This window comes from Dyella japonica (assembly GCF_040545895.1).
Classification (GTDB): Bacteria; Pseudomonadota; Gammaproteobacteria; order Xanthomonadales; family Rhodanobacteraceae; genus Dyella; species Dyella japonica_D.
The window spans coordinates 301,102-314,561 of sequence record NZ_JBEPMU010000006.1 but is presented as its reverse complement, the minus strand read 5'-3'; the positions used below and the strand labels follow the sequence as shown (position 1 = coordinate 314,561).

The 13,460-nt window shown below is 63.2% G+C and carries 13 protein-coding genes; 9 read left to right on the top strand and 4 right to left on the bottom strand.

Going from position 1 to position 13,460, the window contains the following annotated elements; all coding sequences use genetic code 11:
• Nucleotide 1: 1 nt before the first annotated feature.
• Both bcsB and ABIC75_RS19780 read right to left on the bottom strand, forming a co-directional pair.
• A complete protein-coding gene (gene bcsB, locus ABIC75_RS19785) occupies nt 2-2,302 on the bottom strand; it encodes a cellulose biosynthesis cyclic di-GMP-binding regulatory protein BcsB (protein WP_354015615.1) in 2,301 nt (766 codons plus the stop codon).
• Between the two features lie 625 nt (nt 2,303-2,927).
• Nucleotides 2,928-3,713 carry an SDR family oxidoreductase gene (locus ABIC75_RS19780; protein ID WP_354015614.1) on the bottom strand — a complete coding sequence of 262 codons (786 nt, stop codon included), beginning with the start codon at nt 3,711-3,713 and terminating at the stop codon, nt 2,928-2,930.
• A 288-nt stretch (nt 3,714-4,001) separates the two neighbouring features.
• On the opposite strand from ABIC75_RS19780, the gene ABIC75_RS19775 reads away from it, so the two are divergent.
• The 5 genes from ABIC75_RS19775 to ABIC75_RS19755 all read left to right on the top strand — a co-directional run bounded on the left by ABIC75_RS19775 (nt 4,002) and on the right by ABIC75_RS19755 (nt 7,210).
• Nucleotides 4,002-4,325, top strand: a complete 324-nt coding sequence (locus ABIC75_RS19775; RefSeq protein WP_354015613.1) for a hypothetical protein — start codon at nt 4,002-4,004, stop codon at nt 4,323-4,325.
• A 4-nt stretch (nt 4,326-4,329) separates the two neighbouring features.
• Complete coding sequence (locus tag ABIC75_RS19770; protein ID WP_354015612.1) at nt 4,330-4,716, top strand: GntR family transcriptional regulator; 387 nt, start codon at nt 4,330-4,332, stop codon at nt 4,714-4,716.
• Nucleotides 4,713-5,570 carry an ABC transporter ATP-binding protein gene (locus tag ABIC75_RS19765; RefSeq protein ID WP_354015611.1) on the top strand — a complete coding sequence of 286 codons (858 nt, stop codon included), beginning with the start codon at nt 4,713-4,715 and terminating at the stop codon, nt 5,568-5,570. Before ABIC75_RS19770 ends, ABIC75_RS19765 begins: the two co-directional genes overlap by 4 nt.
• A complete protein-coding gene (locus ABIC75_RS19760; RefSeq protein WP_354015610.1) occupies nt 5,567-6,535 on the top strand; it encodes an ABC-2 transporter permease in 969 nt (322 codons plus the stop codon). The genes ABIC75_RS19765 and ABIC75_RS19760 overlap by 4 nt, the downstream gene beginning before the upstream one ends.
• 111 nt (nt 6,536-6,646) lie before the next feature.
• A complete protein-coding gene (locus ABIC75_RS19755) occupies nt 6,647-7,210 on the top strand; it encodes a DUF2884 family protein (RefSeq protein ID WP_354015609.1) in 564 nt (187 codons plus the stop codon).
• Between the two features lie 59 nt (nt 7,211-7,269).
• On the opposite strand, the gene ABIC75_RS19750 is transcribed toward ABIC75_RS19755, so the two are convergent.
• A complete protein-coding gene (locus ABIC75_RS19750; RefSeq protein ID WP_354015608.1) occupies nt 7,270-8,667 on the bottom strand; it encodes a class II fumarate hydratase in 1,398 nt (465 codons plus the stop codon).
• Nucleotides 8,668-9,577: 910 nt separating this feature from the next.
• On the opposite strand from ABIC75_RS19750, the gene purB reads away from it, so the two are divergent.
• Both purB and ABIC75_RS19740 read left to right on the top strand, forming a co-directional pair.
• Nucleotides 9,578-10,945 (top strand): adenylosuccinate lyase, encoded by a 1,368-nt coding sequence (gene purB, locus ABIC75_RS19745; RefSeq protein ID WP_354015607.1) that lies wholly within the window; start codon nt 9,578-9,580, stop codon nt 10,943-10,945.
• Nucleotides 10,946-11,007: 62 nt separating this feature from the next.
• The gene (locus ABIC75_RS19740) at nt 11,008-11,646 is read left to right on the top strand and encodes a hypothetical protein (protein ID WP_354015606.1); all 639 of its coding nucleotides are present in this window, start codon (nt 11,008-11,010) and stop codon (nt 11,644-11,646) included.
• A gap of 47 nt (nt 11,647-11,693) precedes the next feature.
• Here ABIC75_RS19740 and gstA read toward each other — a convergent pair whose 3' ends face one another.
• Entirely contained in the window at nt 11,694-12,308 is a 615-nt protein-coding gene (gene gstA, locus ABIC75_RS19735) for a glutathione transferase GstA (RefSeq protein ID WP_354015605.1), read from the bottom strand.
• Between the two features lie 156 nt (nt 12,309-12,464).
• Here gstA and ABIC75_RS19730 point away from each other — a divergent pair, with 156 nt between their 5' ends.
• Both ABIC75_RS19730 and ABIC75_RS19725 read left to right on the top strand, forming a co-directional pair.
• Nucleotides 12,465-12,836 (top strand): winged helix-turn-helix transcriptional regulator, encoded by a 372-nt coding sequence (locus tag ABIC75_RS19730; protein ID WP_354015604.1) that lies wholly within the window; start codon nt 12,465-12,467, stop codon nt 12,834-12,836.
• A gap of 143 nt (nt 12,837-12,979) precedes the next feature.
• Nucleotides 12,980-13,432, top strand: a complete 453-nt coding sequence (locus ABIC75_RS19725) for a MarR family winged helix-turn-helix transcriptional regulator (RefSeq protein ID WP_354015603.1) — start codon at nt 12,980-12,982, stop codon at nt 13,430-13,432.
• Nucleotides 13,433-13,460: the final 28 nt, after the last annotated feature.

Here is a 13,460-nt window from a genome sequence, read left to right as displayed (position 1 = left end):
ATCACCGCTCAAGACGATGCGCGGCGAGCCGACCCAGCGCCCAGAACACCGTCAATGCCACGAACAGCCCCGCAAGAATCCCCGCGATCGCCATCAGCGCGGGATACCTGGAAATATGTACCCACAGCCACGCGTACCACGGCAGGTGACCCACGTAGTAGGTGTCGCCCACGGCGAGTCCCACCACCACTTTCTGCCTTACCACGGTGAGGTCGCCGCGCACTTCGCTCACCTTGGCATCATCGGCCAGCACATCGAGCAGATCGCCCAGCCGATCGGATGCATTGGCCGCCAGCGCCACCACGCTCCTGCCCTTGGTGTACGGCGACTGGAAGCTGACAAAGGCCGTGGTGGGACCATTGACGCTCATCGCCGCGCGGGCCACCGGCCCCTGGTCCTTGGGACGATCCGTCGGCTCACGCACCGACAGATCGTTCTCGCTGCGTTCGATCAGCATGGGCAAGCCCTTGCCCCACTTCGCCATCAACTCGCTGGCGCTGCCGGTGCCGATCACCAGCAAGTCGCGATCGCGCACCGATTCCACCGCGCTGGCTGGTACCAGCGACACGCGCAAGGCAGGTAAGCCGCTCCAGCGTCCCATCTGTCCCAGCATGGTGAGCAGCGCCTCCTCGTCGTGCGCGTCCGGCGCGTCCGGCATCACCACCGCGGTGTCGGCAAGATCAGCCATGCGGGTGAACGGGAATCCGCTGGTGGCGAAGAAGGCGAGGTTCGGCATCACCGTGTAGTGCACGAACTGGCTGAAGTCGATGGTGGAATCGGGATCGACCGCCGCGCGTGCGCTATCGGTGGCGGCCGATACGCACAGCCCCGTCTTCTGCGAATCCATGTGGAACTGGAACTGGAACTGGTTGGTGCTGCCGATGCGCAGCGCCGGCACGCGGATCTCTTCCGCACCGCGTGCTTCCGAGCCCGACAACAGCGGCACATTGAACTGCCGCTCCACGCCGGACGGATCGGCCGGGCGCAATCGCACCGAGCGCAGCAGTTGATCGTTCACGCCGATGTTGAGAACAGAATCGTTGTAGTTGGACGGCGCCGTGTATCGGTAATGCACGTTCAACGGCACGCTGTGACGCGCCCACGCAAACAGGTCCGGCGGCAGCCGCATGTCGACGCGAATCGGCGGCGGATTGAAACCCGCCGCCTCGAGCTGCGACGGATCGGTGACCAGCTCCTTGAAGCTCACCGGGCGGTTCACCGGCGCCCAGTTCGGCGCATCGTAAGGACGACGTTCGGGGCCAAGGTCCACCGATTTCACGATGGCTTCGTCACCGGACATGCCAACCTGGCCAAGCACCAGTGCGTTCGCCGCTTCCTGCAATTCCTTCGTGTCGCGCCCCGCCAGCACCAGCAATTTGCGACCCGATTCCGGCGGGCTTGCCGGGTTGGCCATCACGATCACCGTGGGGCCCTTGATCTCGTCCAGCTTCACGCCTTCAGGCATGGCGTTGGGCAGCGCGAAGGCGATGGCATGCGCATCGGCCGGCGGCATCTGCGCCACCGGGAAACGTGCACCACGCCAGCCCGCCAACGCGCCGAACCACGAGGACACCACGCCTGCCGCGCGCAGTGTCGCCGCATCGGCATGCGCCGGCAGAACGAACGGCAGAGTGAGTTGCCGATTGTCGCGGCGGTCAAAGAACGGCGCAGGCAACAGCGCGAGACTGTTGGGCAACGCGATGCTCGAGGTAGTCAACGTCAGCACGGTATCGGGGCTGATGTCGGTCCACAGCGCGGTGTGATACGGGTCTTCGCAATGATCCAGCGTGTAGTGCGCGATCATCTGCACACCGATGCGGTTGAAATCGGTGAACAGGCGCGGATCGAGCACCACCTCTTTGGAGACCATCTGCCCCGCCTGCTCCTTGTCCATCGGCAACGTGGCGACCACCTCGCCGTTGAGGAACACCTTGAGGTGCGAGAGCGCGTAGATGAGCGATGGCGAGTAGGTGTAGACGAGCCGGAGCCTGGCGCCCGTCACCACCTCGTCGTTGCGCACGGCCACGTTCAAGGTGCCGTTGGGGTCTTGTCCACGCAACTTGATGGGACCGTACACGCCCATTTGCTTCAGCGTGAGATCGCGGGCAATGCCGGCGGGTGCGCCGGTCGATATCGTAGCGTCCGTGCTCTGCGCTGGCGCCGACGAACTCGACGCCGCGGGTTGGGCAGCAGGTGATTGAGTTCCGCGAGCTGGCTCCTCGGCGGGCAACGCGTTGACACTCTGCGCCACCCAGCCGCCCAGCAGAAGTAAGCCCCAACAGACGTGACGAAGTAACCGCATGCAAAGTTGCCTTGGGTCAATGACGGAACGTCGGGAACGAGCCGGCCGGTAACGCAAGCCTCGTTCCCCGCGGTCCAGCCTCTACCAATGAACCCGCACGATCCGCGGAAACCCCATTCGCAACGTCCATGCACCCCGCACGCTGCACGTCTCCACGCCCATGCCCCTGCCGACAATGGCTCTGTCCCCGCTGATTGCACCCCAACCGCGCACCGACAAGCATTCCGTGGCCCAGGTGGGCAACGCATGAAGTCATGGCGATCCACCGGCTTCATGCCTTGCACAGCAAGACATCGTCATACGGCCGTGACGATTAAAGAAACCGGCATAAAAGAAACGTGAATAGTGATGGCATGCACATTTTCGGCAAACACGCCGACACAAGCGTCATGCAGGGAATCGAGGTGCTGGTGCCGCGCATGAACGTGCGAGCGACGGAGATGGGAGCGTCATTCGCAATCAGATACGTCCGAAAGACCGTAGTGCCGGCGACATTGGCAAGAGTCAGAGCCGAGCTGCGTCACGTCCAAACGAGGCATGAAACGCATCACCTTCAAAAACGGTATGGACGTCTTTACGTCTTCATCTCCGCGATGCCGAAACTTCCCCTATTGCGGCAAAGCCATCAAGGCACACCGGTCTTGCCACCATCCATGGGAATCACCGCACCCGTGACATAGCTGGCAAGCGGCGAAGCAAGGAATACCGCGACATTGGCGATCTCCCGCGGCTCGGCCATCCGCCCCATGGGGATTTCCTCCAACTGGTCGGCGAGCACCTCATCGACGGAACGGCCACTGGCGCGCGCCATCGCTTCCAGGCCTTCCTGCAAACGACCCGTGCGCGTGGGGCCAGGATTGATCACATTCACGCGCACACCCTTGGACGCATACGCATTGGCATAACCCACGGAAGCGAGCATGAGCGCTGCATTCGCCGCTCCGCCGCCGATATGCACCGTGCTGACCTGTCTGCCGCCCTGCCCGACCACGTTGACGATGCTGCCCTTGCCGCGCGCAGCCATGCGGCGGATCACCGGATCGATCACGTGCATATAGGTGAAGTATTTCGCCTGCATCGCCGCGTGCAAGGCATCGGCATGGAGATCGGAAACAGGCGTGCGGCGCGCGGCGCCGGCACAGTTGACTAGCACGTCGATGGGACCGAATTCGTTCTCGATGTAATCGATCACCATCTGCGCGGCAACGATCTCGCGCAGATCGGCCGCGGCAACATCCATATGCAGGCCTTCGCGTTGCAGGTCGTGTTGCGCGGCATGCAGGTGCGCGAGATCGCGCGAGATGCCGACCACCTTTGCGCCCTCGCGAGCGAACGCCATCGCGCAGGCCAGGCCGATGCCTTTGCTTGCTCCCGTGATCACCACTACCTGCCCAACCAGACCTGCATCCATGAACGCGCTTCCTTCTGCGCAGCGGTAGGCCATTGAAGCACGGTGCCCGCGGCGCGGGCGTGCAGGTGATGCCTGTCACCTGCGATGGCTGATGAGCGGCCCTGCCCGCCGGTGGTCGCTGCGCAGACCATAAGGGCCAGCTTCCGGGCCCCGGCCTGCCCCGGACCTCGTTCAGGCTTATAGGCCATCAGTCATGTTGCGAATTTCAGCGCCGCCTATTGACGGCTTCGAATATGGTGTTATAGTTCACTACAACACCGGTCCACGAGAGCACTAAAGGAGAACGCCATGAAAGCGAATAACCTGCTAGCACTGACCGCCGCCGCCCTGTTCACTACGGCTGGCCTGGCCGCCATCAACTCCAATGTTAAGAGTCTCCCCGTGAGTGAGATCAACGGCGTCAAGGTCATCGACCTGGCTCCGGTCACGGTCCGCCCCACCGCCGAAGACATGCGCGCCGCCGCCATGCTGGCCGACGCCAACGTCGCCACCTCGAGCGCCGCCCCGCTGCTGTCGGCTGAGGCCACCTCCAACGTGGTGCTCGGGAGTCAGCTGGCCATGCCCTACTATTCATTCGGTAGCACGAAGTTCGGCCGCATCAGCAAGGAATAACCGTATGACCATTACCTGGAACGACAGCGTCCCGATCTACCGCCAGCTCCGCGAACGCGTGGTGGCGATGATTCTGGACGGCGCCTTGAACGAGGGCGACCCGCTGCCGTCAGTACGCCAGGTTGCCGCGGATTTCCAAATCAATCCGCTGACCGTCTCGAAGGCGTACCAGGAACTGGTCGACGATCAACTGGTGGAAAAAAGGAGGGGATTGGGCATGTTCGTCATTGATGGAGCCAGGGAAGCGCTGCTCAGGTCCGAACGAGAGCGCTTCCTGCGGGAGGAATGGCCCGCGCTCTACGCCCGCCTGCAACGCCTGGGGCTGGATCTGAAGACACTGCTGCGCGAGGCACCTGAAAGCGCCACGGGCAACGAAGGGAGCCAGCCATGAACGCGGTCGTGACGGCCACCGGTCTGAACAAGACCTACAAGAATGCGCACGCGCTGAACGACGTGAGCTTCCGCATCGAGTCCGGCCGCATCGTGGGACTGATTGGTCCCAATGGCGCGGGCAAGACCACCGCATTGAAGGCCATTCTCGGCCTCACCGATTTCAAGGGACAGCTGAATGTGCTGGGCTTCGACCCGCGCACGCAGCGTGACCAGCTGATGGAACAGGTGTGCTTCATTGCCGACGTGGCGGTGCTGCCGCGCTGGATCCGGGTCAGCGAGGCCATCGATTTCGTGGCCAACGTGCACCCGCGCTTCAACCGGGCCAAGTGCGAGGCCTTCCTGGCGCGCACCAAGCTCACGCCCAACCAGCGTGTGAAGCAGATGTCCAAGGGCATGATCGTGCAGCTGCACCTGGCGCTGGTGATGGCGATCGACGCCCGCCTGCTGGTGCTGGACGAACCCACGCTCGGCCTGGACATCCTCTACCGCAAGCAGTTCTACCAGAGCCTGCTGGAAGATTATTTCGACGAGAACAAGACGATCATCGTCACCACGCACCAGGTGGAGGAGATCGAAAACATCCTCACCGACCTGATGTTCATCCGCGATGGTCGCATCGTGCTGGACACCGACATGGACACCGTGGGCGAACGATTCGCCGAAGTGATGGTGAGCTCGGACAAGGCTGCCGCCGCCCGCAACATGAAGCCGCTCGATGAGCGACAGGTGTTCGGCAAGAGCATCTTCCTGTTCGACGGCGCCGATCGCGCCACGCTGGAAAGCATGGGCGAAGTCCGCCGGCCCACCGTCAGTGACCTCTTCGTCGCCACCATGAAGGGAACCTACGCATGAAAACCTTCTACTGGTTGCTGAAACGCGAATTCTGGGAGCACCGCGGTGGCTTCCTGTGGGCCCCGATAGTCACGGGCGGCATCTTCCTGGTGCTCAACGTGATGGCCATCATCACGGCCGAGGTGCTGAGCGCACGTCACGGCGTGCACTTCGGCGGCGGTGCCGACATCCAGTCGATGATGCGCCATGCCGATGCGGGCGATCTGGCCCAAGTGGGCGCCGCCGCGGATGTGGCGATGATCTCCTCGATGGGCATGATCGGCATCGTGATGGGCATCGTGGTGCTGTTCTACTGCCTTGGTTCGCTCTATGACGACCGCCGCGACCGCAGCGTGCTGTTCTGGAAGTCGCTGCCGATCTCCAACACCAACACGGTGTTGTCCAAGGTTGCCAGCGCCGCCATCGTCGCGCCGGTCATCGCGGTGGTGGTCAGCATCATCTGCGGCCTGCTGCAGCTGCTCATGTTCGCCATCGTGCTCTCCTTCCACGGCATCAACGTGTGGCAGTTGCTGACGCTGAGCCATCCGCTGCGCGCCGTCGGTTCGCTGCTGAGCAATGTGCCGCTGTACGCCCTGTGGGCCTTGCCCGCCATCGGCTGGCTGATGCTCTGCTCGTCCGGTGCACGCAGCAAGCCGTTCCTGTGGGCGGTGGCGGTGCCGGTGGTGCTGGGTCTGCTGGTCAGCTGGTTCGGCATCATGGGCCTGTTCAACCTGCCCACGGCGTGGTTCTGGGGCAACGTGGTGCAGCGTGTACTGCTGAGCGTGTTCCCGGGTTCCAACCTGGTGTTCGACAAGCACAGCGCGCTGAACATGGGTGACATGAGCGACAACGATCCGCTGGCCGTGCTCTCCCCTGCCCACACCTATGGCCTGCTCGCCTCGCCCAACCTGTGGATCGGCGTGATCGCCGGCCTGGCCCTGATCGCTGGCGCCATCTGGTTCCGCCGGGTTCGCGACGACAGCTGACGGTCTTGCCCCGTCTGCGCCTTCCGCAAGGATGTGGGGTGCAGGCGGGACAAACTTTTTTCGCCGCCGATGTAGAGGCACACTTCAACTTTCCCGTCCTGGAGTGCCGACATGTACTTTCGCTACCTGCCTTGCATTCTCGCCCTCGCCGCGCTGACGTCCGCATGCAGCGGCTCGGGTGGCGACATCCAGATCTTCGGCGGCGATACCGACGTGGTGAACGGACAGATCACACTGCACGACGGCAGCGTGGTCATCAAGGCGCCCGGTGTGTCCGATGCCACGGTCGATCAGAACGGACAGTTGGCCATCGATGGCCACGACGTCACGGTGACCGACGCGCAGCGTGCCCTGTTGCAGCGCTACAACGCCGCCGCCAGGCAGATGCGGGAAGACGCCATCGCCACGGGCAAGGCCGGCATCGCCACGGCCACCAAGGAAATCGGCGCTGTCACCGGAAAGATGACCGGTGCCGACTCCGCGCAGGAAACCAGCCAGAAAGTGGAAGAAGCGGCCGCCAACGTCAAGCAGGCCGCCGCCAAGATCTGCGAGGACCTGGCCGAGATGAAGTCCGCGCAGGACACGCTGGCCACCCAGCTCGATGCATTCAAGCCTTATGGCCAGGCATTGACCGACAGCAACGTCGAGAAGTGCCGCAGGGGCACCAAGCACTGAAGGTCATACCGAATGGGAGTGTCTTCTGCACTCCCATTCGATCACCCTGAGCGAGCGGATCAACCGCCTCCGCCACCGCCGCCGTGAATGCCGCCGCGCGTGAGCGTCATCGGATCGAGCAGCTTCTGCAGCTCACTCTTGGAAAGCCCGGTGGTCTCCAGCGCCACGTCCAGGATTGGACGCTTTTCCTTGTACGCCTGCTTGGCCGTGGCCGCGCCCTTTTCGTAGCCAATCACCGGATTGAGCGCGGTGACGAGGATGGGATTCTTGTCCAGCGCTTCCTTCACCCGCGCCGTATTCACCTTGAAACCTGCGATGGCCTTGTCCGCCAGCAGCACGCTCACGTTGGAGAGAATCTCGATCGACTGCAGCAGGTTGTGCGCCACCAGCGGCAACATCACGTTGAGCTGGAAATTGCCGGACTGGCCGGCGATGGTGATGGCCGCGTCGTTGCCAATCACTTGTGCAGCCACCATCGCCGTGGCCTCCGGGATCACCGGATTCACCTTGCCCGGCATGATCGACGAACCCGGTTGCAGCGCCGGCAACTCGATCTCGCCCAGGCCGGCGAGCGGACCGGAATTCATCCAGCGCAGGTCGTTGGCGATCTTCATCAATGCCACCGCGAGCGCTTTCAACTGACCCGACAATTCCACCGCCGCATCCTGCGCGGCCATGCCTTCGAAAAAGTTTTCCGCCGAATCGAAACGCACGCCGCTGAGTTTCTTCAGCTCGCGCGCCACGGCCGCGCCAAACTTCGGATCGGCATTGATGCCCGTGCCCACGGCCGTACCGCCGAGCGGCAGGCGACGCATGCGCTTGAGGCTGTCCTCGATGCGCTCGATGGCGCTGCCGATCTGCGCGGCCCAACCGGAAAGCTCCTGGCCGAAGGTCACCGGCATGGCATCCATCAAATGCGTGCGGCCCGTCTTGGGCACGTTGCGCAGTTCGCGCGCGCGGCGATCGATGGTGCGCTTGAGGTGCTTGAGCGCCGGCAGCAACTGTTCGCTGGTGGTGAGCGTCGCGCTCACATGGATGGCAGTCGGGATGACGTCGTTGGAACTCTGCCCGTAGTTCACGTGGTCATTCGGGTGAATCCTGCCACCCGCCTTGCTGGCGAGATGCGCAATCACCTCGTTGGCATTCATGTTGGTGCTGGTGCCGGAGCCGGTCTGGAACACGTCGATGGGAAACTGGTCGTCGTACTCGCCCTGCGCCACCGCCAGCGCTGCCTTGCGAATGGCGTGCGCCTGATTCTTCTTCAGATGGCCCAGCAGGAAATTGGCATCGGCCGCGGCCGCCTTGACCAGGCCCAGCGAGCGAATGAAGGAGCGCGGCAGGCGCATGCCGGAAATCGGGAAGTTGTCGACGGCGCGTTGCGTCTGGGCACCGTAGAGCGCCTTGGCGGGCACCTTCAGCTCGCCCATGCTGTCGTGTTCGATGCGGAACTGGCTCATGTCCTTGCGATTCCTCGGGGGGATTTGGGGAATATAGGTCGGGGGGCGTTAGGGTGCCGCCAAGGGGCGCTGTGTTTGTTTATTTTGCTCTTCCTTTGTGGGACACACAGGGAGGAACGAGACCTGGAGGCGTTTTGCAGCGCGGAGTTGATCGTCCGGTTTTTGGTTTTTGGGTCGCTCGGTTGTTGCGATATGGCCTGCGTGCCGCCTACGCGGCGGGCGTTTCGATCGGCTGCCGCCGCTCGAGTCACTTTTCTTTTGCTGGCCCAAAAGAAAAGTAACCCAAAGAAAATGGCCTTCAGACCAAAGGCTCATAGCGTTCTGTTGGATACGAGCCTTGAAGGTTTGGGAGCCCGGATCGGCACGATCTCGCTAATCAACGGTGCGGCTACACCGCAACGCGCCGACGCGGAGAGGACTTAAAGCGAAGCCTCGCTTCGCTTTGGCTTTGGCTTTGGCTTTGGCTTTGGCTTTGCTCTTGGCTCTGTGGGGTCCCCGTATGACAGCGGCGGGCGGGTGGAGGAGAAGCCCGCAGGGTGGCCCGCATGGATGCGGGCCAGTTTTTCGCCAGGGCAGGAAGCCCTGTCGAAAAACCCCGGAGCCCGACCGCAAACCTGGAGGGCTGAAAGCCCGGAAGGCGCGTCATCCGGGGTGCCTTTTCTTTTGGCATTGCCACCATCTCGGTGGTTACTTTTCTTTGGGCAAGCAAAGAAAAGTGACCCGGCCTCCGGCAGGAGGACGGAAGCCCGCCGCAGGCGAGCCAGGTCGCCATAACGTGACAACCAAGCCACGCAAGAACCAACACCAAACCTCTCCCATCATGCGAGAGCAACCAAAACCACCCACCCAAACCCGCCCCTCCCCGCCCCTGTTGTAAAATTCCCTCTTTCCCGTCTCCGGAACACCCCCGATGTCCTCCCATGCCCTGACCGCCCTGTCGCCGCTGGACGGCCGCTACGCCAGCAAGGTTGAAACGTTGCGCCCGATCTTCAGCGAATTCGGCCTCATGCACCGCCGCGTGCACGTGGAAATCGAGTGGCTGCTGGCGCTGGCCGCGGATCCTGGCATCGAGGAACTGCCGCCGTTCACCGCCGACCAGGTCGCCAGGCTCAAGGGCATCTCCGCCGACTTCAGCGTGGACGACGGCGCGCGCATCAAGACCATCGAAGCCACCACCAACCACGACGTGAAAGCGGTGGAGTACTTCATCAAGGAACGCATCGGTAACGACGCTTCGCTCGCCCAGGCCAAGGAATTCGTGCACTTCGCCTGCACCAGTGAAGACATCAACAACCTCTCCTACGCGCTGATGCTGCGCGATGCGCGCGACCAGGTGCTGCTGCCCGCGTTCGACGGCATCATCGCCAGGTTGCGCGAACTGGCCCATGCCAACGCCGGTCTGCCGATGCTCTCGCGCACGCACGGCCAGACCGCCTCGCCGAGCACGCTGGGCAAGGAGCTGGCCAACGTCGTCGCGCGCCTGGAGCGCCAGCGCAAGCAGCTCGCCGCGGTGGAGATCCCCGGCAAGATCAACGGCGCCGTGGGCAACTACAACGCGCACGCCATCACCTATCCGGCACTGGATTGGCGCGGCTTCTCGCAGCGCTTCGTGGAAAGCCTGGGCCTGGACTACAACGCATACACCACGCAGATCGAGCCGCATGACGGCGTGGCCGAATACTGCGACGTCGTGCGTCGCGCCAACATCATCCTGATCGACCTGGCTCGCGACATCTGGGGCTACATCTCGCTGGGTTACTTCAAGCAGGCGCTGAAGGCCGGTGAAGTGGGCTCCTCGACCATGCCGCACAAGGTCAACCCGATCGACTTCGAAAACGCCGAAGGCAACTTCGGCCTCGCCAACGCCCTGCTCGGCCACTTCGCCGAGAAGCTGCCGATCAGCCGCTGGCAGCGCGACCTCACCGACTCCACCGTGCTGCGCGCGCTCGGCACCGCGTTCGGCCACACCATGGTGGCGCTGGAGTCGCTGAAGAAGGGCCTGGGCAAGCTCACCGTGAACGCGGACCGCCTCGCCGCCGACCTCGACGCGAGCTGGGAAGTGCTGGCCGAAGCCGTGCAGACAGTGATGCGTCGTTACGGCCTGCCGGAGCCGTACGAACAGCTCAAGGCGCTGACGCGCGGCCAGGGCATCACCAAGGATTCCATGCGCACCTTCATCACCGGTCTTGATCTACCCGCCGATGCGAAGCAGCGCCTGCTCGACCTCACGCCGGGCGGTTACATCGGCCTGGCCGAGCCGTTGGCCAAGGACATCTGACACATGTGAGCCGGCCCGCCGGGCCGGCATGATCCGGTGCATTCAGAGGAAGGAGCCTCTCCATGCATTTCGGACCGCAACGGATGGCCGGCGAACCCGTGAGCGCCTTTCGTTATCGACAGGCGCGCTATTGCTGGCCCTGGGCATGGGCCACCGCACCGGTACTGATGGTGTCGATCTACGCCCTGAAAACGGGGCTTGATGGCCCGCTCTGGGCAAGCATGGTGTTCGTGATGCTGCTGGCCGGCACCACCTTGGGCATGGCCGCGGTCGGTGGCCTGGGCCTCTCGCTGGGTGCGGGTTGGGCGCGCCTGTGCGAATCCTCGGCAAGCGTTGCGCTGGGCTGGGAGCGAACCCGCTATCTGCTTTCCAGCATCATTCTGGTCGCGCTGTGGCTCTGGGCGTTTTACTGGACGTTTGTTGCGATTACCCAGCAGCACATCGTCGCGGGAAAACCGGCAACCATCGTCCGGCTTGTCGACAACCCCGCGCGATTTTTCCTCTCGCTGACCGTACACGCCTCCCTGCTCGTCAGTATTCCCACGTACCTGATGAGCGAGGCGGGCAAGACCTTTGCGCGCCGCAGGCGAAGCATCGCCACCCGGCCCCGCGCGGATGCGATTGGCTTCGAACCGGAGCGGCGATCACTCCCCGAACCTGAGCCTCGCCGCATGTCCCACCAGCGCGATATCGAACCGTGATGCGGAACGCGCGCTCGCTGGTTGGCCGGGCGCGCGTTTCCCAAACATCAAGCCGCTTTGAGCAGCCCTTCCGCCCGCAACGCCGACTGCACGTTGGGTCGCGACGACACGCGCTGCTGGAACGCGCCGATCGCCGGGAAATCCGACAGATCCAGGCCCACGTGCTGCGCCCAGTTCGTCACGGTGAAGAGATACGCATCGGCGGCGGTGAACTGGTCGCCAATCAGCCAGTCATGCTTGGCCAGATGCTGTTCCAGCAAGGCATAGCGCTTGCGCAGATAGTCCTTGCGCTCGTCGCGCACGGCGTCCGGCATGTCGGGCTTGAACAGCGGCGTGTACGTCTTGTGCAGCTCCGAGTTGATGTAGCCCAGCGTTTCCTGCAGGCGGTAACGCGCGGTGGAACCGTTGGCAGGGGCAAGCCCGCTCTCGGGGTTGAGATCGGCCAGGTACTGCACGATGGCCGTGCCTTCCGTCAGCAGTTCGCCATTGTCGAGTTGCAGTGCCGGCACGTAACCCTTCGGGTTGATCTGCCAGAAATCCTCGCCGTTGGCCGTGCGCTTGGCCTTGGTGTCTACCTTGACCAGCTCCACGGGAATGCCCGCTTCCAAAGCAACGATGTGCGGCGAGAGCGAACAGGCGCCGGCGGCGTAATAGAGCTTCATAGTGTTTCTCCATTGGGGAACAGGATCGACGCGATCCGGGCTCGCGAAGGCCACCGATCCTAGCCACCATGGTTACTGTTGGATACCACCTAACCGCCCGTAACCTCTAAAATCCGGTAACCGCCGAGTTACCGGACTTCTCCCAGGAACACGCTGATGGGCCTGCCCGTACGCAAGAGCAAAGTCTGCCCGCCACCCACCTGCCCGCTCAGCGAAGTGCTGGGATTGCTGCGTGGTGCCTGGGCGCCCAATGTGATCTGGCAGCTCAGCGGCGAGCCCCGCCGCTTCGGCGAACTGCGCCACGACATGCCAAAGATTTCCGCGCGCGTGCTGAGTGCGCGGTTGCGCGAGCTGGAAACGCGGGGACTGGTGACGCGCCGCGTGCTCGATACGTCGCCGCCCTCGGCGGAGTACTCGCTCACCTCGCTGGGACGCGAGTTGCTGCCGGCGATCGATGCGCTGGCGGACGTGGGAAGGAAGTTGATTGAGGAGTGGGAGATGCACCAGCGCAAGGTGGCGTCGCGCTGACCGGTTGAAACGGCGCTCAAGGCAGGCCGCCATCGGTTGCCGGACACGGCATACCGCGATATGACGAGGCATCCCCGAACATATAGTTGACTAGGAAACCATATCGATATAGTTTACTAGTCAACTTCATTTGGTGCTTGCCCATGCCCCGGGTTTCCCAGCTCACGACGCACACTGGTTATTGGCTCCGAATGGTCTCCAATGCGGTATCGCAGGAGTTCGCTCGAAAAGTGGCTGACCAGGGAGTCACCGTGGCGGAGTGGGCATGCATGCGCGCAATGTATGACGAGGAGGCGGTTGCGCCTTCCGCACTCGCCGAAAAGATGGGAATGACCAAGGGCGCCATCAGCAAACTGGCTGACCGGTTGGTCGAAAAGGGCCTGGTCGAGCGTTCAAGCAATCCCGAAGACAGGCGCGGACTTTCCCTCTGCCTCACCCCGGAGGGGCATCGGAAGATTCCCCGGCTGGCCAAACTCGCCGACCAGAACGACGCCGAGAACTTCGCCGTGTTGACCACGGATGAGCGCGAGTCGCTCGACCGCATCTTGAAGGCCTTTGCCCAAAGGCGCGGCTTGAAGACGACGCCCGTGGATTGACGTCCCGGGAACACCAATCACATCGATG